The organism is Pseudomonas sp. THAF187a, assembly GCF_009363395.1.
Lineage (GTDB): Bacteria > Pseudomonadota > Gammaproteobacteria > Pseudomonadales > Pseudomonadaceae > Aquipseudomonas > Aquipseudomonas khazarica.
This window is the reverse complement of record NZ_CP045349.1, coordinates 4,324,875-4,344,380: the sequence shown is the minus strand read 5'-3', so window position 1 is coordinate 4,344,380 and position 19,506 is coordinate 4,324,875. Positions and strand designations below refer to the sequence as shown.

The 19,506-nt window shown below is 67.4% G+C and carries 18 protein-coding genes and 1 riboswitch; of the genes, 9 read left to right on the top strand and 9 right to left on the bottom strand.

Going from position 1 to position 19,506, the window contains the following annotated elements:
• The first annotated feature begins 71 nt into the window (after nucleotides 1–71).
• The 4 genes from FIV02_RS20175 to FIV02_RS20160 all read left to right on the top strand — a co-directional run bounded on the left by FIV02_RS20175 (nucleotide 72) and on the right by FIV02_RS20160 (nucleotide 5,939).
• The gene (locus tag FIV02_RS20175) at nucleotides 72–2,459 is read left to right on the top strand and encodes a hybrid sensor histidine kinase/response regulator (protein WP_172979183.1); all 2,388 of its coding nucleotides are present in this window, start codon (nucleotides 72–74) and stop codon (nucleotides 2,457–2,459) included.
• 206 nt (nucleotides 2,460–2,665) lie between these two features.
• Entirely contained in the window at nucleotides 2,666–3,307 is a 642-nt protein-coding gene (locus FIV02_RS20170; protein WP_152489620.1) for a TetR/AcrR family transcriptional regulator, read from the top strand.
• Nucleotides 3,304–4,953 carry an acyl-CoA dehydrogenase family protein gene (locus tag FIV02_RS20165; RefSeq protein ID WP_152489619.1) on the top strand — a complete coding sequence of 550 codons (1,650 nt, stop codon included), beginning with the start codon at nucleotides 3,304–3,306 and terminating at the stop codon, nucleotides 4,951–4,953. Before FIV02_RS20170 ends, FIV02_RS20165 begins: the two co-directional genes overlap by 4 nt.
• 48 nt (nucleotides 4,954–5,001) lie before the next feature.
• A riboswitch (cobalamin riboswitch) is annotated at nucleotides 5,002–5,206 on the top strand.
• A 52-nt stretch (nucleotides 5,207–5,258) separates the two neighbouring features.
• Complete coding sequence (locus FIV02_RS20160; RefSeq protein ID WP_047591527.1) at nucleotides 5,259–5,939, top strand: energy-coupling factor ABC transporter permease; 681 nt, start codon at nucleotides 5,259–5,261, stop codon at nucleotides 5,937–5,939.
• 9 nt (nucleotides 5,940–5,948) lie between these two features.
• Here FIV02_RS20160 and FIV02_RS20155 read toward each other — a convergent pair whose 3' ends face one another.
• Entirely contained in the window at nucleotides 5,949–6,677 is a 729-nt protein-coding gene (locus tag FIV02_RS20155) for a hypothetical protein (protein WP_152489618.1), read from the bottom strand.
• Nucleotides 6,678–6,804: 127 nt separating this feature from the next.
• Here FIV02_RS20155 and amn point away from each other — a divergent pair, with 127 nt between their 5' ends.
• Nucleotides 6,805–8,277, top strand: coding sequence for an AMP nucleosidase (amn, locus tag FIV02_RS20150; protein ID WP_047591523.1), 1,473 nt, complete (start codon nucleotides 6,805–6,807; stop codon nucleotides 8,275–8,277).
• 104 nt (nucleotides 8,278–8,381) lie between these two features.
• Nucleotides 8,382–9,191, top strand: a complete 810-nt coding sequence (locus FIV02_RS20145) for a hypothetical protein (protein ID WP_152489617.1) — start codon at nucleotides 8,382–8,384, stop codon at nucleotides 9,189–9,191.
• Between the two features lie 2 nt (nucleotides 9,192–9,193).
• Here the strand turns inward: FIV02_RS20145 and FIV02_RS20140 are convergent, their stop codons facing one another.
• Complete coding sequence (locus FIV02_RS20140) at nucleotides 9,194–10,162, bottom strand: threonine dehydratase (RefSeq protein ID WP_152489616.1); 969 nt, start codon at nucleotides 10,160–10,162, stop codon at nucleotides 9,194–9,196.
• A gap of 80 nt (nucleotides 10,163–10,242) precedes the next feature.
• On the opposite strand from FIV02_RS20140, the gene FIV02_RS20135 reads away from it, so the two are divergent.
• Entirely contained in the window at nucleotides 10,243–11,586 is a 1,344-nt protein-coding gene (locus FIV02_RS20135; protein WP_152489615.1) for a PLP-dependent aminotransferase family protein, read from the top strand.
• Here the strand turns inward: FIV02_RS20135 and FIV02_RS20130 are convergent.
• Nucleotides 11,576–12,019: an acetyltransferase gene (locus FIV02_RS20130; RefSeq protein ID WP_152489614.1), complete on the bottom strand. Its 444-nt coding sequence runs from the start codon at nucleotides 12,017–12,019 to the stop codon at nucleotides 11,576–11,578. The genes FIV02_RS20135 and FIV02_RS20130 overlap by 11 nt on opposite strands.
• A 60-nt stretch (nucleotides 12,020–12,079) precedes the next feature.
• Complete coding sequence (locus FIV02_RS20125; RefSeq protein WP_037051661.1) at nucleotides 12,080–13,111, bottom strand: NAD(P)-dependent alcohol dehydrogenase; 1,032 nt, start codon at nucleotides 13,109–13,111, stop codon at nucleotides 12,080–12,082.
• Nucleotides 13,112–13,285: 174 nt separating this feature from the next.
• Between FIV02_RS20125 and FIV02_RS20120 the strand changes: the two genes are divergently transcribed.
• Nucleotides 13,286–13,855: a pseudouridine synthase gene (locus FIV02_RS20120; RefSeq protein ID WP_152490148.1), complete on the top strand. Its 570-nt coding sequence runs from the start codon at nucleotides 13,286–13,288 to the stop codon at nucleotides 13,853–13,855.
• Nucleotides 13,856–13,905: 50 nt separating this feature from the next.
• Here the strand turns inward: FIV02_RS20120 and FIV02_RS20115 are convergent, their stop codons facing one another.
• The 5 genes from FIV02_RS20115 to FIV02_RS20095 all read right to left on the bottom strand — a co-directional run bounded on the left by FIV02_RS20115 (nucleotide 13,906) and on the right by FIV02_RS20095 (nucleotide 16,813).
• Nucleotides 13,906–14,298: a globin gene (locus FIV02_RS20115; RefSeq protein WP_037051667.1), complete on the bottom strand. Its 393-nt coding sequence runs from the start codon at nucleotides 14,296–14,298 to the stop codon at nucleotides 13,906–13,908.
• A gap of 79 nt (nucleotides 14,299–14,377) precedes the next feature.
• Entirely contained in the window at nucleotides 14,378–14,596 is a 219-nt protein-coding gene (locus FIV02_RS20110) for a DUF2788 domain-containing protein (protein ID WP_037051671.1), read from the bottom strand.
• Between the two features lie 90 nt (nucleotides 14,597–14,686).
• Nucleotides 14,687–15,166, bottom strand: a complete 480-nt coding sequence (locus tag FIV02_RS20105; RefSeq protein ID WP_037051675.1) for an Lrp/AsnC family transcriptional regulator — start codon at nucleotides 15,164–15,166, stop codon at nucleotides 14,687–14,689.
• Between the two features lie 341 nt (nucleotides 15,167–15,507).
• A complete protein-coding gene (locus FIV02_RS20100; protein ID WP_037051678.1) occupies nucleotides 15,508–16,389 on the bottom strand; it encodes a cation diffusion facilitator family transporter in 882 nt (293 codons plus the stop codon).
• 4 nt (nucleotides 16,390–16,393) lie between these two features.
• Complete coding sequence (locus FIV02_RS20095) at nucleotides 16,394–16,813, bottom strand: polyribonucleotide nucleotidyltransferase (RefSeq protein WP_152489613.1); 420 nt, start codon at nucleotides 16,811–16,813, stop codon at nucleotides 16,394–16,396.
• 147 nt (nucleotides 16,814–16,960) lie between these two features.
• On the opposite strand from FIV02_RS20095, the gene hrpB reads away from it, so the two are divergent.
• Nucleotides 16,961–19,495 carry an ATP-dependent helicase HrpB gene (gene hrpB, locus FIV02_RS20090; protein ID WP_152489612.1) on the top strand — a complete coding sequence of 845 codons (2,535 nt, stop codon included), beginning with the start codon at nucleotides 16,961–16,963 and terminating at the stop codon, nucleotides 19,493–19,495.
• Nucleotides 19,496–19,506 lie beyond the last annotated feature (11 nt).

Below are 19,506 nucleotides of genomic sequence, written 5' to 3'. Positions count from 1 at the left end.
GGGCTGATGGGAGTCCGATATCGTTCGACAGGTGATAGTGGAGTCGTATGTCCCGGCTGCTCGCGCTCGTCATGAGCCTCGTTTTTTCCTCGCTCGTGGGCGCTGTCACCTTCGACGAACAAGTGCGTGCCCTACCGCTGGGGCAGAGCATGTACGTCTTCGAAGATGTGCGCGGTGATGCCAGCATCGACGACGTTTCCTCGCAGGCGGTGCAGGGCAGCTTTCGCCTGCATGACAAGCCGGTGCTCAATGCCGGTTATTCGCGCTCGGTGTTCTGGTTGCGCTTGGACCTGCAGTACCTGCCCCGGCAGGAGCAGGGCGCACGCAGCTGGCTGCTGGAGCTGGCCTACCCGCCGCTCGATCATCTGGAACTCTACCTGCCCGACGACAGCGGCAGTTTCACCCTGGCCCAGCGCACCGGCGACGCCCTGCCGTTCGACAGCCGGCAGATTCGTCAGAACAACTACCTGTTCGAACTGAGCCTCGAACCGGGGCAGACCAAGCGCATCTACCTGCGCCTGGAGAGCCAGGGCTCGATCCAGGCGCCGCTGACCCTGTGGTCGCCCAACGCCTATCTGGAAGAGCAGCCAGGGCGCATCTACGTGCTCGGCATCATCTACGGCGTGCTGCTGGTGATGCTGGTGTACAACCTGTTCATCTTCCTCAGCGTGCGCGACACCAGCTATCTCTACTACATCCTCTACATCGCCTCGTTCGGCCTGTACCAGATCTCGGTCAACGGTGCCGGCATCGAGTACTTCTGGCCCGACAGCCCCTGGTGGGCGAATGCCGCGACGCCATTTCTGATCGGCTCCGCCGCGCTGTTCGGCTGTCAGTTCGCCCGCAGTTTCCTGCACACCGCCGAGCACAGCCCGTGGGTCGACCGCCTGCTGCTGGTGCTCATGGCCTGTGGTGCCGCAGTCATGATCCTGGCGCTGTGCATCAGCTACGCCACGGCCCTGCGCCTGGCCACCTACCTGGCCCTGCTGTTCACCGTGGTGATCTTCGCTGCCGGCATCCTGGCCTGGCTGCGCGGCATGCGTGTGGCGCGCTACTTCATCTTCGCCTGGACCGCCTTCCTCGTCGGCGGCATCGTCAACACCCTGATGGTGCTGGGCCATGTGCCCAACGTATTTCTCACCATGTACGCCAGCCAGATCGGCTCTGCGCTGGAAGTCGGCCTGTTGTCGCTGGCGCTGGCCGACCGCATCAACGCGATGAAGGAAGAGCGCACGCGCATCCTGCAGGAGGCCGGGCGCAAGCTGGAGGCGCTGAACCAGGAGCTGGCGGACAGCAACCGCTTCAAGGACGAATTCCTCGCCACCGTCACTCATGAGCTGCGTACCCCGATGAATGGCGTGATCGGCTCGCTGGAGCTGATGCAGACGGTGAAGATGGACGTCGAACTGGAGCAGTACCAGAAGACGGCTGCCGCCTCGGCGCGCGACATGATGCGCATGGTCAACGACATCCTCGCCCTCACCGAACTGCAGGCCGGCAAGCTCTACCCCCGGCGCGACGCCTTCAGCCTGCGCGGGCTGCTCGACGGGCTGTGCGCCCAGTACGCCCCCCGCGCCGAGGACAAGGGGCTGAGTTTCACCCTGGAGCTGGATGACAGCCTGCCGGACACCCTCGAAGGGGACGCCGCCAAGCTGGCGCAGGCGCTGGGCTACCTGCTGGACAACGCCATCAAGTTCACCAGCGAGGGCGGTGTGACCCTGGAAGTCGGCCGGGCCGGCAGCATTGGCAGCAACCTGCCGCTCAGCGTGGTGGTCAGCGACAGCGGGATCGGCTTCGCCCATGTCGAGGGGGACCTCTACCAGCGTTTCCACCAACTCGACGGCTCCATGACCCGCAAATATGGCGGACTCGGCATTGGCCTGGCGATCTGCCGGCACCTGGTCGACCTGCTCGGCGGCAGCCTCAGCCACGAGTCGCAACCGGGCGTTGGCAGCCGCTTTCGCCTCAACGTGCCGCTGACCTTGCCCGAGCAGCCTGTCACGCCGGTCGCCCGTTTGCCGCGCCAGTCGAGTGGTACGGTGCAGCGCCAGGCGCAGCAATGCACGGTGCTGATCGTCGAGGACAACGCGATCAACCAGCTGGTGACACGCGGCATGCTGCTCAAGCTCGGCTACCGCGTGCGCACGGCCGACAACGGCGCGGAGGCTTTGACGCTGCTGCGCGAAGAGTCCGTGGATGCCGTGCTGCTGGATTGCCAGATGCCGGTCATGGACGGCTTCGCCACGTGCCGGGCGATCCGTGCCCTGCCTGGCTGCGCCGAGGTACCGGTGCTGGCGATCACCGCGCACAGCCACAGCGGCGATCGCGAACGCTGCCTGGCCGCCGGCATGAGCGACTACCTGGCCAAGCCGGTCAAGTTCGAGGAACTGCGCGTGCTGCTGCACGACTGGGTGTTGTGCCGCCCGGCGGCAGTTTCCGGCGGCTCCGCGCCGCTCTGAGGGACACTCGGGTGCCGTCCTGACCCGCGCCGCCTGGTGAGGCGGGTGCTCCCGCTCCGTTCCTCTCCTCGCGGCAGGCCCTGCTGTCTGCCGGGCTGACGAGCCGCCACTTGCTTCCCGGTTCGTCCGCAGATTTGGCCGGATCACCCCTTTAGACATGGTCTGAATCCTGATTCACTGGGAAAAAGTGAATCAGGATTCAGACCATGGCCTATCGCACCACCGAAGCCCGACTGGACCGCGACCAGGCGCAGCGCCAGCTCATCCTCGCCTGTGCCCAGCAGCGGGTCAGCGCCGGTGGTTTTGCCGCGCTGACCATGCAGGCGCTGGCCGAGGATGTCGGTATCGCCACCGGCAGCCTGTACCGCCATTTCCGCAGCAAGGGCGAGCTGGCCGCGGAAGTCTTCGCCAGCGCCAGCCAGCGTGAGGTCGATGCCCTGGCCGGTGCCCTGCGCGGCACGGGCAGCGCGGCGCAGCGCCTGCGTGGCGGCCTCGAGCAGTTCGCTGCCCGCGCCTGGCACAGCCGGCGCCTGGCCTTTGCCCTGATCGCCGAACCGGTCGACCCGGAAGTCGACGAGCAGCGCCTGCTCTACCGCGAGGCCTATGCCGAGCTGTTCATCGAGCTGCTCGAGGAGGGCGTTCGCGTCGGCGAGTTTCGCGTCGAACGGATCGGCCTGGTGGCAGCCTGCCTGGTTGGCGCCATCGCCGAAGCCCTGGTCGGACCGCTGTCCCCGCCAGCCCGCGCCGCCCGCGAAGCCGGACAACCCACACTGGAGCTGGCGCAGGTCAGCGCCGGCCTTGCCACCTTCTGTCTGCGCGCCGTCGGCGCCGAGGAACCCACGCGATGAAACCCAGCCTGCACGCGGAAACCCACGAGGTGTTCAACCAGGTACCGAGCCTGGACGGCGCCAACCTCTACCGCCTCGACCTGCCGCTGCAGGAGTGGATTCGGCGCTACGACGGCGGCTGGGCGGACGAGCGCCTGAGCGCCTACGGCGCCCTGGCCGGTGGCGCGCTGATGCAGGCAGGCTTCCTCGCCAACGAGAACAAGCCGGTGTTCAAGAGCCATGACCGCTATGGCAACCGCATCGACCTGATCGAGTTCCACCCGGCCTATCACGAGCTGATGCGCACGGCCATCGAGCATGGCCTGCCGTCGCTGCCCTGGACCGATCCCCGGGCTGGCGCCCATGTCGCCCGTGCCGGTCTCACCTATCTGCATAGCCAGGCCGAGGCCGCCAGCGGTTGCCCGCTGACCATGACCTTCGCCGCCGTGCCGGCCATCAGCCTGCAGGCCAACGTCGCCGAGCAGTGGCTGCCGAAGATCCTCGCGACCGAGTACGACCCGCGCAACCTGCCGATGGAGCAGAAGAGCGGCGTCACCATCGGCATGGCCATGACCGAGAAACAGGGCGGCACCGACGTGCGTGCCAACACCACGCGTGCCTATCCCATCGGCCTCGGCGGGCCAGGGCAGGGCTATGAGCTGGTCGGTCACAAGTGGTTCTGCTCGGCGCCGATGTGCGACGCCTTCCTGACCCTGGCCTACACCGACCGTGGCCTGTCCTGCTTCCTCCTGCCGCGCCATCGCCCGGATGGCTCGCGCAACGAGTTCTACGTCCAGCGCCTGAAGAACAAGCTGGGCAACTGGGCCAACGCCTCCAGCGAGGTGGAATACCGTGGCGCCTTCGCCTGGATGCTGGGTGAGGAGGGGCGCGGCGTGCCGACCATCATCGAGATGGTGGCCATGACCCGCTTCGACTGCATGGTCGGCTCCAGCAGCCTGATGCGCCAGGCCCTGACCCATGCGGCGCACCACTGCGCGCATCGCCAGGTCGGCGGCAAGCTGCTCGCCGAGCAGCCGCTGATGCAGAACGTGCTGGCCGACCTGGCGCTGGAAAGCGAGGCGGCGCTGGCGCTGTGCATGCGCATGGGCCGGTCGCTCGACCATCAGCATGACGAGCAGGAGGACAAGTTCGCTCGCCTGGTCACCGCCGTGGGCAAGTACTGGATCTGCAAGCGCTCCCCGGAAATGATCTACGAGGCCAGCGAATGCATGGGCGGTGCCGGCTACGTCGAGGAAACCATCATGCCGCGCCTGTACCGCGAAGCACCGGTCAACTCGATCTGGGAAGGTTCGGGCAACGTGCAATGCCTGGACGTGCTGCGCGCGCTGTCCAAGGAGCCCGGCGTGCTCGACGCGCTGTTCACCGAGCTGGGTGACGGCCATGGTGATGCCCGCCTCAAGGCGCATATCCAGCGCCTGCAGGCGGACTTCCGTGACACCGCCGACATCCAGTACCGCGCACGCCAGCTCACCGAGGACATGGCCGTGGCACTGCAGGCCAAGTTGCTGCTCGAGGCGGGCAACAGCCTGGTGAGCGATGCCTTCATCGCCAGCCGTCTGGAAGGGCGAGGGCGGGTCTACGGGACCTTGCCGCGCGGCGTCGATGTCGAGGCACTGCTGGCGCGCAGCACGCCACACCTGGCCTGAGGTTCAGGCATTGATCGCCTGATGCGCTGTTTTTTGGCGCAACAGGCGAGTAATCTGGCGGCCGATGGTTCTGCGTGCGCACGCGTCACGCGGATGAAAAGGGAACAGGGTGCGGCGACTCTCGCCAAGGCCCTGGCTGCCCCCGCAACTGTAAGCGGCGAACGACACCCCTTGTGCCACTGACGATGGTCGGGAAGGCGGGTGAAGTGGCAAGCCGTGAGCCAGGAGACCTGCCATCGCTCACGGGCGTATTGCCCTTTCTCCCATCCGAATCGTCGCGCGGTGGGCGCGGCCAAGGAACCCCAATGCATATCGAACCCGGTGTCGTCGAAGGCGCCAAGATCCTGCTCAGCTACGCAACCGCCGTCAGCGCTCTCGGCCTCACCGCCAAGCTCGCCCTGGACAGCATCCGCAACAACGGCGGCGTCGCCGCACTGGCACTGCGCAGCCTGCTGACCACTGCGCTGGTGTTCTGCTTCTTCGAGGTCTTCCCGCACCACGCCGTGGGCGTGTCCGAGGTGCACCTGATCCTCGGCTCGACCCTGTTGCTGCTGTTCGGCGCCGGCGCCGCCGCCATCGGCCTGGCCGCCGGCCTGCTGCTGCAAGGGCTGTTTTTCGCGCCCTTCGACCTGCCGCAGTACGGGATGAACGTCACCACGCTGCTGGTACCGCTGTGGGGCATCAGCCTGCTGGCCAAGCGCATCGTCGCGCCGGGCACAGCCTACGTGGACCTTTCCTACAAGCAGGCGCTGGCGCTGTCGACTGCCTACCAGGGTGGCATCGTCGCCTGGGTGGCATTCTGGGCCGTCTATGGCCATGGTTTCTCCGCCGAAAACCTGGCGGCGGTGGGCAGCTTCGGCCTGGCCTACATGAGCGTGATCCTGGTCGAGCCGCTGATCGACCTGGGCGTGCTGGCAGCTGCCAAGACGCTGTCGCGTTTCAGCCAGGGGCCACTGTTCAACGTGCGCCTGCACCAGGCGGCCTGATTCCGCTGATCAGCGGCGGCGCTGCCAGATCATCTGGCCGCTATTGCTCTCGGTGACCAGGTACTGGTCACTGAAGCGGTAGTAGGCCGCCGGGCGATAGTCGGGCGCGCCGCTCAGACGCACCATCAGCAGGCCGTCCTGGCTGCGCCAGTGACCGCTGTACTGCACTTCACCCGGGCTGTCGTAGCTCCACTCGGCGCCACCTGCGGCGGAGCGGCTCCACTGCGTGACGCTGCCGTCCGGGTTCAGCTGCAGCGTCATCACGCTGTTGAACGAGGCGAAGCTGGCGCCACCGCTGTTGACGATCTTTTCATGCACCCAGGTGCCGATCAGCGCCGGGTCGTGAATGACGGCGACGGCAGGCGCCTGCTCGGCCTGCGCCGCTTCGCGCTGGAACAGGGCCTGGCGCTCCAGCACCTGCCCGTTGCGCGGGTCGCGTGCGGCGATCGAGGCGTTGAGCATCGCGTTGGCGTAGGTGGCATTCATGTTCGCCAGCAGCAGGCCGGAGCGTGGATCGCTGATCTCGGCGCGCAGCAACTGGCCGTCGTAGTGGCCCCTGAGGCTCAGGCTCAGGCTGCGGTTCTCCACATATTGCCCCTCCACCTGATCACCCTGCTGGTGCAGGATCAGCTCGGCCGGCTGACCGTCGAGCGTCGTCCGGTAGTGGCCATCGAGTTCGCCGGCACGGGCGCCGAGACACACGGCGACGGCCAGCAGCAGGCAGAGTGCTCGAAGCATGGGGGTGACCTCTGGGCAATTGCTTCAAGCCTAGCTGCTGGCATCGTGCCGCGAGCGTCGTCGCGCTATGTTTTCGTCGGCGTATGCAGGCAAGATAGGGATGTCCGTTCAGTCAGGAAGATGCATCGTGAAAGCCTGCTCAGATGATTTCATCGTTGTTCACACCCCCGAGGAGGCGGTGGACCGTCTCGCCGCCCTGCACCAGGAGGCCACTGGTGCGTTGAGCCAGGCGCTCAAGCGTTATCTCAAGGAGCGCATCCGTCCGGACGCCAGCGAGCACTGCCTGTTCCGCTACCCCGAGCTGCGCCTGACCTACCTGTGCCAGGGCGAGGTGCCGACCACCGTGCGCGCCTACGCCAAGGTGCAGGTGCCGGGAACCTACGCCATCACCGTGACCCAGCCGGCAGCGTTCCGCAAATACCTGCTGGAGCAGCTGCGCCCGCTGATGAACGATTTCACCCTGCGCGTGGAAGTCGGCCGCAGCCAGCAGAACATCCCCTATCCCTACGTGGTCGAGGGCGGCGATGAGCTGGCCGGCAGTGGCGTGACCGCCGCCGAACTGGCGCGGGTGTTCCCCAGCACCGATCTGTCCGCCGCCACCGATGGCACGGCCGACGGCCTGTACGACTGGGAGAACATCGACCCGCTGCCGTTGGCGCTGTTCGATGCGGCGCGCACCGACTTTTCCCTCAAGCGCATCCAGCACTACACCGGCAGTGACTGGCGCCATGTGCAGCCGTGGATCCTGCTGACCAACTATCACCGCTACGTCGATCAGTTCATCCGCCATGGCCTGGACATGCTGGTGGGCAACTCGCGCTTCAGCCGCATGGTGCTGCCGGGCAACGTGGTGATCAGTCGCGGCATGACCGAAGGCGAGATGCAGGCGATCATCGAGAACGTGGTCTGGCACCGCTACCAGATGCCGGCCTATCACCTGCAGGCCGAGGATGGCCACGGCGTGACCCTGGTCAACATCGGCGTCGGCCCGTCCAATGCCAAGAACATCACCGATCACCTCGCCGTGCTGCGTCCGCACTGCTGGCTGATGATCGGCCACTGTGGCGGCCTGCGTCAGTCGCAGACCATCGGCGACTACGTGCTGGCGCACGCCTACATGCGCCGCGACGGCATTCTCGATCGCGTGCTGCCGCCGCATATCCCGCTGCCGGCGCTGGCCGAGGTGCAGCAGGCGCTGCAGGAGGCGGCCAAGCTGGTGACCGGCGAGCAGGGTGACGAGCTGAAGAAGCGCCTGCGCACCGGCACCGTGCTGACCTATGACGACCGCAACTGGGAGCTGCGCTGGGCTCAGGAACGACCGCTGATCAACCTGTCGCGCGCGGTGGCGGTGGACATGGAAAGCGGCACCATCGCCGCGCAAGGCTACCGTCTGCGGGTGCCTTACGGCACGCTGCTGTGCGTATCGGACAAGCCCCTGCACAGCGAGATCAAGCTGCCCGGCGCGGCTGGCGCCTTCTACGAGCGCGCCGTGACCCAGCACCTGCACATCGGCATCGCCGCGCTGGAGCTGATGCGCAGCCAGCTCGACTCGCTGCATTCGCGCAAGCTGCGCAGCTTCGACGAGCCGCCGTTCCGCTGACGAGTACCTGCGTGGCCTGGCGCACAGTCCGGCCACGCAGCGGCGGCGCCGCATCGCGCTTTGCCTTAGACTGACGCGCATCATGGATGAACGAGGCAATACGCATGGAACAGGCGCGTCTGCTGCTCACCGCGTTGTGGGAGCCCTTCAGTTTTCTCAGTCTTTTCCTCTACACCGGCCTGGCCTTGTTGTTCGGCGCGGGCGCCGGCCTGCTGTTGGCATTCAAGCTGCAGCGCCTGGGCTGGCTGGCACGCAACAAGCGCTGGCACCACTGGCTGCTCAAGCTCTATTTCCTGCTGTTGCCGCTGGCCGGTGGCTTCCTCGGTTTTCAGGGCGGGATGCTGTACGGCAGCCAGCAGCAGATCTACCGCCATCTCGACAGTTATGCACCACTGGTGCAGACCTTGGCCGACGAGGTCTGGAGCGACTTCCAGGCTTATGTCGAAACCCAGGACGAGCAGGGCCAGCTGGCGGTACGTGATGTCAGCGTGCAGGCGCTGCTCGATCAACTGGCGATGGACTACCTGCGCAGCGAGCGCCAGGCGGAGGCGGCGCTGCGTGCCGACGCGTCGACCGCCGAGCGGATTGCCCTGGACCTGCTCGACCGTCTGCGCGCCAGCCTGCTGGGCAAGGCCATTGGCGAGCTGGCCGTGGAGAAGACGGCCCGCTACAGCGGGCTCGACGAGAAAGTGCTGACGCAGGTGCTGGATGCGCGTATCGGGCAACTGTTCCAGGCCGACTTCCTGCTCGGCCTTCTCAAGCGGCAGATCGGCCATGTCTTCAAGCCGTTCTACATCGCCCTGCTGATCCAGCTTGGCCTGTTGCTGGTGCTGGTCGCAGCGGAGTGGGGCGTCTCCCGCTGGCTGCGTCAGTTGCCTGCGCGCCAGCCGGTCGAGCCGCTGGCGCAGCTCTGATCTCAGGCTGCGGCGGCCTCGTCGCAGAGCAGCTCCGCGAGCACCGCCCGGTCGATGTTGGCGCCGCTGAGCACCACGGCCACGCGCTGCCCGGCGTTGCGCTCGCGCTCCTGCATCAGCGCGGCCAGGGCGGCGGCACCAGCGCCTTCGGCGAGGTTGTGGGTGTCTTCGTGGTAGCTGCGGATGGCGTCGCGGATCTCGTCGTCGTCGACCCGCACGATGCGCGCTGCGCCGGCACGAATCATGTCCAGCGCCAGTTGCTGCGGCTGGCGACAGGCCATGCCGTCGGCCAGGGTTTCGGCGCGTTCGGTCTGCACCAGACAGCCCTGTTCGAAGCTCTGCGCGTAGGCATCGGCGCCAGTGGCGACCACGCCGACGATCTCGGTGTCGAGGCCGAGCAGGTCGCGGGTGCGGATCATCCCGCAGATGCCCGAGCCGAGGCCGATGGGTACGTAGACCCGACGCAGGTCCGGCACCGCCTCCAGCAATTCCAGGGCGTAGGTGGCGACGCCGCGCACCAGGTCCTCGTGCAGTGACGGCACCCAGTGCAGGCCGTCGCGCTCGGCCAGGCGTGCCGCCTCGGCGCGTGCCTCATCGAAGTCGCGGCCATGCTCGATCACCTCTGCGCCGAGGGCGCGCATCGCGGCGTTCTTCTCGCGGGCATTGCCGTGCGGCACCAGGATGCGGATCGCCAGTCCCGCCGCGCGTGCAGCCAGCGCCAGGCTCTGGCCATGGTTGCCGCGGGTGGCGGTGACCAGGCCACGGACCTGTGGCTCGCGGCGCAGCAGTGCGTCGATGTAGACCAGGCCGCCGCGCACCTTGAAGGCTGCGGTCGGCGCATGGTTCTCGTGCTTGACCCACACCTCGCAACCGCTGCGCTCGCACAGCAGCGGCCAGCTCAGCTGCGGCGTGGGCGTCATGTGACGGTGGACCAGTTGGGCGCTCTGGCGCAGTTGGGTGAGGTCGAACATGGCAGGGGCTCCGGGTGACGTTGACTCGGATGCTAGTGCGGCGCATTGTATGGGTAAATATTTATATTGCATGGCAAGCAATGTGGCTCCCTGATCTGCAAGACAGCGCCTTACCCACCTACCTGGCATTGGTCGAGGCCATCGCCACGGCGATCGGTCGTGGCGAACTCAAGCCTGGCGAACGTCTGCCGCCGCAGCGCCGCCTGGCCTGGACGCTGGGCATCAACCCGAGCACGGTGATGCTCGCTTACCGCGAGGCGGCCCGGCGCCACCTGGTTTCCGGCGAGGTCGGCCGTGGCACCTACGTACTCACTGGTAGCCGCGAGGCCAGCCTGTTCCGTCTCAAGCAGCCGACCGCAGCCGGGGACCTGATCGACCTGTCGACCAACGTCCCGGTGCACGACCCGGACAACCGCGACCTTTCCACCAGCCTCGCGGCGCTGGCGGCCCGTGGCGAGCTGGATATGTTGCAGTCCTATCCCTCGGCGGCACTGGTCGAACGCGCGCACCTGGCGGGCGCCAGCTGGCTGCGACGACGCGGTCTGGAGCTGGCACCCGGTGGCCTGCTGCTGTGTGCCGGTGCCCAGCAGGGGGTGTCGGCCGCTCTGCTGGCACTCTGCGAGGCGGGTGAGCCGATTCTGGTGGAGCGCTACACCGCGCCGGGGATCAAGGCTGCCGCCCGCCAGCTGCGCCTGCCGCTGCACGGTGTGGCGATGGACCGGCATGGCGTCCTGCCCGATGACCTCGATCGCCAGGCGCGTGCCACGGGTGCCCGCGTGGTGGTGCTCACCCCTTGCCTGCAGAATCCCACCGGTGCCAGCCTGGATGGCGAGCGCCGCGCCGCCATCGCTGAGGTGGCCAGGCAGCGTGGGCTGTGGCTCGTCGAGGATGATGTCTACGGCGTGCTGGGCAGTGAGGCGCCCCTGGCGGTGCAACTGCCCGAACGCTGCCTGCTGATCAGCAGCCTGTCCAAGAGCGTGGCGCCGGGCCTGCGTCTGGGCTTCATCGCCGGAGCGCCGCAGTTGCTCGAGCGTATCGATCGCGAAGCCCAGGCCACGCGCTGGGCGGTGGCGCCGCTGAGCCTGGCACTGGCCTGTGAATGGATCGAGAGCGGCCTCGCCGAACAGCGTCTGGCCTGGCAGATCGACGAGATGCAGCAGCGCTGGCGCCTGGCCGCACGTGTGCTGGGGGCGCGCATGCCGCAGGGCAGGGCGGTGGCACCGCACCTGTGGCTGGACGTCGAGCCGCCCGTTGCGCTGGCCGAGGCCTGTCGGCAGAAGGGCGTGGAGGTGGTGCCCGCCGAGGTGTTCGCGGTCGAGGCCAATCCGGGGCACGCCGTACGCGTGAGCCTTGCCGCTGCGCTCAGCCGGGCGCAGCTCAAGCAGGCGCTGGAGGGGATCTCGGCCGCCTGGCCTATCGGCTGAGGGCCATGTGCAGGATCGGGAACGGCCTGCCGCCGCCATCCAGGCGCGAGCGATCCGTGATCACGAATCCCAGGTGCTGATAGAAGCCCACGGCCTGCGGATTCTGCTCGTTGACGTCGACCCGGGTCGCACCCAGCTCGTCGATGGCATGCTGCATCAGGCGTCTGCCCACGCCCTGGCCGTGGCTATGCGGATCGACGAAGAGCATCTCCACCCTGTCATCGGCATGACCGAGGAAGCCGAGTATCCGCCCGGCCTCATCGCGGGCGCAGGTCAGCTCTACGGCGGGGAAATACTGCTCGCGCAGCAGCGGCTTGATCACCTGCAGATCGCTTTCCGGGAGAAAGTGATGGGTGGCACGTACCGCCGCCTCCCAGATCTCCACCAGGGTGGGCAGGTCATCGGGCGTGGGGGTGTCGAGAGTCAGGGGCATGGCGATCGCCGCTCACGGGAAAAACAGGGCGCAGAGCATGCCGGCTCTGCGCCCGTGCTGTCACCGGCTGGCGTCCAGTACCACGCGGTAGCGCGCCTTGCCGCTGCGCAGGTGATCGATGGCGGCGTTCACCTGGCTCATGGGGAAGTGCTCGACCTGCGGCAGGATCTGATGGCGGGCGCAGAACTCGAGCATGCTCGCCATGCTCGATGGCGAGCCCACCGGCGAGCCGGACAGGCTCTTCTGTTGCGGGATCAGGTTGAACACATGCACCGGGATCGCACTCGGCACGATGCCGACGAAGTGCAGGCGGCCCTTGCCGCGCAGGGTGCCGAGCAGGGCGATCCAGTCGAGGTCGGCACTGGCCGTGACCAGGAGAAAGTCCAGGCTGCCGGCAATCGCCTTCATCGCCGCGCTGTCGGTCGAGGCCACGACCTTGTGCGCGCCCAGGCGCTTGGCCTCGTCCTGCTTGTTCAGCGACGAGGTGAAGGCCGTCACTTCGCAGCCCCAGGCATTGAGGAAACGCAGCGCCAGGTGACCGAGGCCACCGATGCCAACGACACCGACGCGATCGGTGGGCTTGATGTCGAACTCCAGCAGCGGGCTGAACACCGTGGAGCCGGCGCAGAACAGCGGCCCGACCAGCGCCGGGTCGAGTCCGGCGGGCAGCGGCACCGCCCAGGCCCAGTGCGCCCGCAGGCGGTCGGCGAAGCCGCCGTGGCTGCCGACGATGGTCGGCTTCACCGAGCGGCAGAGCTGGTGCGAACCCTCCATGCAGGAGCCGCAGTGCATGCAGCTGCCCTTGTACCAGCCGATGCCGACGCGCTGACCCAGCTCGAGGCCGCGAACCTGCTCGCCGAGGCGCACGATGCGGCCGACCACTTCATGGCCGGGGATGAAGGGGTAGCGGGCATTGCCCCATTCGTTGTCGATCATCGACTGGTCGGAATGGCAGATGCCGCAGTACTCCACTGCGACCTCGACTTCTTCGGCGCCGAGTGGCCCGGGGTCGTAGCTCAGGCGCTCCAGCGGCGCCTTTGGGGCGGTGGCGGCCCAGCCGGTGAAGGTGGCGAGTTCGGCGCTGCTGCTCATGGACGGCTCCTGAGTGCTGAAGGTGAATCAGCAGCTTAGTCGCTGTGTCGAGCTGTGGAAGCACCATCAGCGCCGCTTATCGTGGGTTACACTGCACGACCCTGTTCCGCTGAAGCCCGTTGCATGTCGCGCCCTCGTCCCCCTGCCAAGTCTCGTCCTGCTGCGCCACGCCGTGTGGCCAAGGCGCCGCCCGCGCAACCGCGCCTGCTGCTGCTGAACAAGCCGTTCGACGTGCTTACCCAGTTCAACGACGACCAGGGTCGCGCCACGCTGAAGGATTTCGTCGACCTGCCCGGCGTGTATCCGGCCGGACGCCTGGATCGAGACAGCGAGGGCCTGCTGCTGCTGACCAATGACGGTCGCCTGCAGGCGCGCATCGCCGATCCCAGGCACAAGCTGCCGAAGACCTACTGGGTTCAGGTGGAGGGTGAGCCGAGTGACGAGCAGCTGCAGCAGCTGCGTAGCGGCGTGACGCTCAACGATGGCCCGACGCTGCCGGCCGAGGCCCGCCGTCTGGCCGAGCCCGAGCTGTGGCCGCGCAACCCGCCGGTACGCTTTCGCAAGAGCGTGCCGACCACCTGGCTGGAGTTGGTGATTCGCGAGGGGCGCAATCGCCAGGTGCGACGCATGACTGCCGCTGTCGGCCTGCCCACGCTGCGGCTGGTGCGCGTGGCCATCGGCCCCTGGCGTCTGGAAGGGCTGCAGCCTGGCCAGTGGCGCGAGGTCGCGGCCAGGCTGGAGTGACACTCAGGCGTTTTGTCGCAGCGCCCGGGTGCTGGCGAACATGATCTGAGTCAATAACCGGCCTTGATCACGGCGATACCTTTGTTCAGCACTTCACGCCAGGCCTGACGCACATCGGCGTCGCATTCCTTGTCGTGTTCGCTGATGGTCAACAGCAATGCGTCGAGCCACAGGTCGTAGAGTTCGGGGCGGATGTCCAGATGCTGGCGCGAGTGCGACTCGCCGAGGGCGCGCAACTTGGTGTCGGGCATGCCACGGGCGTGCATCACCAGGTTGAGGATGCCCTGGCGCAACAGCTGTTTCTGCGCGGTCATGTCGGTGTCGACGAACTTCTCGCGGATCAGTGGTGAACTCGCAAGGAAATGGCGGTAGAAGCTGTCGAAGAAATCTGGGCTGGCGCAGCAGCGTCCATAGCTTTGCATCACCAGATTGGCGGCGCTCATGTGAACTCCTTGTTAACAACGGGCCGTTTCTGCTGACGGCTTGGGGTCGGTGAGAAATTGTGTGGGGCGGGCGCCGGCGTCAGCCGTGGATGCCGCGCGCGGTCTCGATGATGTAGGTGATGATCGGCTTGGCCAGGAAGGCGAACAGGCACAGTCCCAGGCCGAGGAACAGGATGGCGGTACCCAGGCGGCCGGCCTTGGACTTCTTGGCCAGGTCCCAGATGATGAAGAACATGAACAGGATCAGTCCGCCCACCAGGACGTACATCATCAGCGCTTCGAATTGTTCGGTTTCCATGGAGCCTCGTGATTCGGATGGAAAACGCGGGGCTGGCATTATACGCGCCCTGATCCAGAGCGCGTCGTGATCCTTTACTCCCTGCGACCTTCAGTCGCGCAGGTGTTGCAGCGGCAGCTGAGTGCTGGAAAGAATCTGCTGCAGCACGAAGCTCGAGCGCACGCTGGACACCCCGTCGATGCGGGTCAGCGTGCCTAGCAGCAGCTTCTGATAGTGATCCATGTCCGGCACCACCACCTTGAGCTGGTAGTCGGCATCCATCCCGGTGACCAGGCAGCACTCCAGCACCTCGGGGCACTTGCGGATCTCCTCCTGGAAATGCTCGAAGCGCTCCGGCGTATGCCGGTCCATGCCGATCAGCACGTAGGCGGTCAGGCTCAGGCCGAGTTTCTTGCGATCCAGCAGGGCGACCTGGCCGGTGATGTAGCCATCGTCTTCCAGCTGCTTGACCCGGCGCGAGCAGGGGGAGGGCGACAGGCCGATGCGTTCGGCTAGTTCCTGGTTGGACAGGGCAGCGTTGCGCTGCAATTCGGCGAGAATGTTCAGGTCGTAACGGTCGAGTTTGTCCATTTTTCTACTGGCTCATTATTGGATTGCGATAAATAGTGCTCCTTTAGCTGTAAATTGCGCAATCGATAAGTTTGTAAGCAATCTTAGCAATCTTATTTCGGCGCGATGGGCGTAAGCTTTCTCTCAGTTTCACGGCCCGGACGAAAAGTCCTACCGGCATCGCCCAACCAGGTGAGTCGGCGCCGACGGTCCTACCGGATCGCACCGGCACCCGGGTCCGCACTGCCCAATCAGGCGGGCGACGAAAGCGGCGACAACACCGCCAGCACCGGACAGATTTCCCGAGGGGGCCGCGAGGCCCCTTTTTTATTGCCCGCTGTCTGGCAGGGGCTGGTGGGGGATCAGTGCTTGACCACTTCCTGCGGGTCGGCATGCACCAGCACTTCGGCACGTGGGTAGCGCTCGTGGATGGCCTTCTCCACGGCTTCGCAATGCTCATGCGCCTGCGACAGGCTCATCTCGCCGGGAAGCTCCAGGTGCAGCTGGACGAACCAGCGCGTGCCGGAAACGCGGGTGCGCAGGTCATGCGCGCCGAGTACGCCGGGGACGGCGCATGCCAGTTCGTGCATCTGCGTGCTGACGTCGGCGGGCAGCTCCTCGTCCATCAGCACGGCCACCGCGCCGCGAACGATGCTGATGGCGCTCCAGAAGATGTAGAGGGCGATGCCGATGGCGAAGAGGGCGTCCATCTGCAGCCAGCCGAAGCGGGTCAGGAGCAGGGCGACGAGGATGCTGCCGTTGAGCAGGATGTCGGAGCGGTAGTGCAGGGAGTCGGCGTGGATCGCCGTGGAGCCGGTTTCGCGCACCACCTTGCGCTGGAAGGCCAGCAGGCCGATGGTCAGCGCCAGGGCCAGCAGCATCACGGCGATGCCGGCTCCTTCGGCTTCCAGTGGTTGCGGCGTCTGCAGGCGCTCGAGGCCCTGCATGCCGATGAGGATGGCGCTGACGCCGATGAACAGCGCCTGGCCGAGCCCGGCCAGTGCCTCGGCCTTGCCGTGACCGTAGCGATGGTCCTCGTCGGCAGGACGCAGGGCGAAATGCACGGCGACCAGGTTGATCAGCGAGGCGGCGCTGTCGAGCAGCGAGTCGGTGAGGCCGGCCAGCAGGCTGACCGAGCCACTCAGCCACCAGGCGACGGCCTTGGCCAGCACCAGGGTCAGTGCCACCGCGAGCGCGGCCCGGGTGGCCAGGCGCATCAGCCTGGCATGCTGCGGATCGTGCATGGCCTCAGGCCGCCGGGCGCAGGCCGTAGGCGGCCAGCTGTTCGCTGCTGCCGCTGTGCTGGATCAGGCGCGGGTCGTCCAGCGGCAGCTGGTGGCCGGTGCTGGTTTCGATCAGCGCCTTGAGCGCCAGCGGGTCGACCTGGCCGTCAGCACCGACCAGTTGCTTGAGCTGTTGCGGGTCGACCTGAGCGGTCTGCCCTTCCGGCAGGTAGATGGCGCCGGTGGCGAAGTCCACGGCGAAGGCGATCAGCCCGGGGATGACGTAGAACAGGATGCCGATGGCGTTGGCGCCGGCGATCAGCGGGTCGATCTTGCCCTCGATCTGGCCGCGACGATCCGGGTAGAAGATCGAGCCGCAGGCCGTCAGTTGAGCCAGCAGGGTCGCGGCGACGACGCCAGCGATGACACGGGATTTCGTGCGCATGAGCACCTCCAGAAAAAGTGGCGCAACTATAGCAGTTCGCCATTGCAAAACCGCGACGTGCACGCGGTTGCCAATGAGACCGGTCAGGGCGCCGGCGGTTCGCCATGCCGAGCTGCTCTATAATCGCCGGCTCGCTGTGGAGATATGATGAACACCCTGCCTATCGACGTCCTGTTACCTGCCTTGCGCGCGGCCCTGAGCGAACGCCACGAAGTGGTGCTGGAGGCCCCGCCCGGCGCTGGCAAGACCACCCGCGTACCCCTGGTCCTGCTCGATGCACCCTGGTTGGCCGGGCAGACCATCGTCATGCTCGAACCGCGTCGCCTGGCCGCGCGGGCGGCTGCCGAGCGTCTGGCCAGCGAGCTGGGCGAGCGCGTTGGGGAGACGGTGGGTTATCGCATCCGCCTGGACAGCAAGGTGGGGCCGAACACCCGTATCGAGGTGGTCACCGAAGGTATTCTCGCCCGGCGTCTGCAGGACGATCCGGCGCTGGAAGGCGTCGGCCTGGTGATCTTCGACGAGTTCCACGAACGCAGCCTGGATGCCGATCTGGCTCTGGCGCTGACGCTCAACGGACGCGCTATGTTCCGTGCGCAAGACACCGGCGAGGCGCCGCTCAAGGTGCTGCTGATGTCCGCCACGCTGGAGGGCGAGCGCCTGGCCAGCCTGCTGGGCGATGCCCCGGTGCTGCGCAGCGAGGGCCGCATGTTCCCGGTGGATATCCGCTGGGGGGCGCCGTTCCAGGCTGGCGAGTGGATCGAACCCCGGGTGCTGCAGACCGTCCAGCAGGCGCTGGCCGACGAGCCCGGCAGCCTGCTGGTGTTCCTGCCCGGGCAGGCGGAGATTCGCCGGGTGGCCGAGCAACTGGGCGAGGTCCTGGCGGGGCGCGACGACATCCTGCTCTGCCCGCTGCATGGCGAGCTGGACCTCGACGCCCAGCGCGCGGCCATCGACCCGGCGCCTGCCGGCAAGCGCAAGGTGGTGCTGGCCACCAACATCGCCGAAACCAGCCTGACCATCGACGGTGTGCGCGTGGTGGTGGACGCCGGTCTGGCGCGCGTCCCGCGCTTCGACCCCGCCAGCGGCATGACCCGCCTCGACACACAGCGCATTTCCCGCGCCTCCGCCACCCAGCGAGCGGGGCGCGCAGGGCGCTTGCAGCCCGGCGTGTGCTACCGGCTGTGGTCGCAGAGCCAGCACGAACAGCTCAGCGCCTATTCCACGGCGGAAATCCTCCAGGCCGATCTCGCCGGCCTGGCCCTGCAACTGCTGCGCTGGGGCGTGACGCCACAGGAGCTGAGCTGGCTCGACATGCCGCCACAGGCCACCTATGCCCAGGCGCTCGATCTGCTGGGACGGCTCGGCGCCCTGGATGCGCGCGGCGCCTTGAATGCCCACGGGCAGGCCATGGCCGAGTTGCCCAGCCACCCGCGAATCGCCCATCTGCTGCTGCGTGGCCAGGCCTTGGGGCTGGGCGCATTGGCCTGTGACCTGGCGGCGCTGCTGGCGGAACGCGACATCCTGCGTGGTGGCGGCGCCGACCTGCACAGCCGCCTGGCCCTGCTCGGCGGGGAAGGCCGCGTCGCACGTAACGCACAGGGCGCCGTGCAGCGCGCCCGGCAACTGGCCCGGCAGTTCCGCGGGCAGCTCAAGGGGAAGCCGGTGACGCAGGCGGTGAGCGACCCCGATCAGCCGCGCTGGCTTGGCTGCCTGCTGGCGTTCGCCTACCCCGATCGCATCGCCCAGCAGCGGCGTGCCGGTGGCGCCGACTACCGTCTGGCCAATGGCCGCGCTGCGCAGTTCGGCGAGGCCGATGCCCTGATGAAGCACGAATGGCTGGCGGTGGCCGACCTCGGCAGCCGCCAGGGGCAGCGCGAGGAACGCATCTACCTGGCGGCCGATCTCGACCCGGCGCTGTTCGCCGGCGAGCTGGCCGAGCAGGTCGAGGAACAGGAGGTGCTCGACTGGGACGAGCGCGAAGGTGCGCTGCGTGCCGAGCGCCAGCGCAAGGTCGGCGAGCTGGTGCTGGAGCGCCAGGCCCTGGCCTCGCTCGATGAGTCGGCGCGCTGCCGGGCGCTGGTCGGCCTGGTGCGGCGCAAGGGCCTGGAGCTGCTGCCCTGGACGCCCGAGCTGCGCCAATGGCAGGCGCGCGTGGCGCTGCTGCGCGAGCTGGACCTGCAGGCGCAGGGGCAGAGCGAATGGCCGGACCTGGCCGATGCGGCTCTGCTGGCCAGTCTCGATCAGTGGCTGACGCCGTTCCTGGGCAAGGTCAACCGACTCAGCCACTTCGCCAGCCTCGACCTGCCGGCGATCCTGCAGACGCTGCTGCCCTGGCCGCTGCCGCAGCGCCTCGACGAGCTGGCCCCGCGCGCGCTGAGCGTGCCGTCCGGTTCGCGCATCGCCATCGATTACACGGAAAACCCGCCGGTACTCGCGGTGCGCCTGCAGGAGCTGTTCGGCCTGGCGGCCACGCCGCGCATCGCAGGCGGTCGCCTGGGCCTCAAGTTGCACCTGCTGTCGCCGGCGCGCCGGCCGGTACAGGTGACCCAGGACCTGGCCAGCTTCTGGGCCAATACCTACCTGGACGTGAAGAAGGACCTGAAGGGGCGCTATCCGAAACACTACTGGCCGGACGACCCGCTGATCGCCGAGCCCACGGCGCGCGCCAAGCCACGCAAGTAGGGGCGCGTCGC

What these genes read in the sequence shown, in the direction of transcription:
- FIV02_RS20175 (WP_172979183.1), top strand. Translation starts at nt 72, where the DNA reads ATGAGCCTCGTTTTTTCCTCGCTCGTGGGCGCTGTCACCTTCGACGAA.
- FIV02_RS20170 (WP_152489620.1), top strand. Translation starts at nt 2,666, where the DNA reads ATGGCCTATCGCACCACCGAAGCCCGACTGGACCGCGACCAGGCGCAG.
- FIV02_RS20165 (WP_152489619.1), top strand. Translation starts at nt 3,304, where the DNA reads ATGAAACCCAGCCTGCACGCGGAAACCCACGAGGTGTTCAACCAGGTA.
- FIV02_RS20160 (WP_047591527.1), top strand. Translation starts at nt 5,259, where the DNA reads ATGCATATCGAACCCGGTGTCGTCGAAGGCGCCAAGATCCTGCTCAGC.
- FIV02_RS20155 (WP_152489618.1), bottom strand. Translation starts at nt 6,677, where the DNA reads ATGCTTCGAGCACTCTGCCTGCTGCTGGCCGTCGCCGTGTGTCTCGGC.
- FIV02_RS20145 (WP_152489617.1), top strand. Translation starts at nt 8,382, where the DNA reads ATGGAACAGGCGCGTCTGCTGCTCACCGCGTTGTGGGAGCCCTTCAGT.
- FIV02_RS20140 (WP_152489616.1), bottom strand. Translation starts at nt 10,162, where the DNA reads ATGTTCGACCTCACCCAACTGCGCCAGAGCGCCCAACTGGTCCACCGT.
- FIV02_RS20135 (WP_152489615.1), top strand. Translation starts at nt 10,243, where the DNA reads ATGTGGCTCCCTGATCTGCAAGACAGCGCCTTACCCACCTACCTGGCA.
- FIV02_RS20130 (WP_152489614.1), bottom strand. Translation starts at nt 12,019, where the DNA reads ATGCCCCTGACTCTCGACACCCCCACGCCCGATGACCTGCCCACCCTG.
- FIV02_RS20125 (WP_037051661.1), bottom strand. Translation starts at nt 13,111, where the DNA reads ATGAGCAGCAGCGCCGAACTCGCCACCTTCACCGGCTGGGCCGCCACC.
- FIV02_RS20115 (WP_037051667.1), bottom strand. Translation starts at nt 14,298, where the DNA reads ATGAGCGCCGCCAATCTGGTGATGCAAAGCTATGGACGCTGCTGCGCC.
- FIV02_RS20110 (WP_037051671.1), bottom strand. Translation starts at nt 14,596, where the DNA reads ATGGAAACCGAACAATTCGAAGCGCTGATGATGTACGTCCTGGTGGGC.
- FIV02_RS20105 (WP_037051675.1), bottom strand. Translation starts at nt 15,166, where the DNA reads ATGGACAAACTCGACCGTTACGACCTGAACATTCTCGCCGAATTGCAG.
- FIV02_RS20100 (WP_037051678.1), bottom strand. Translation starts at nt 16,389, where the DNA reads ATGCACGATCCGCAGCATGCCAGGCTGATGCGCCTGGCCACCCGGGCC.
- FIV02_RS20095 (WP_152489613.1), bottom strand. Translation starts at nt 16,813, where the DNA reads ATGCGCACGAAATCCCGTGTCATCGCTGGCGTCGTCGCCGCGACCCTG.
- hrpB (WP_152489612.1), top strand. Translation starts at nt 16,961, where the DNA reads ATGAACACCCTGCCTATCGACGTCCTGTTACCTGCCTTGCGCGCGGCC.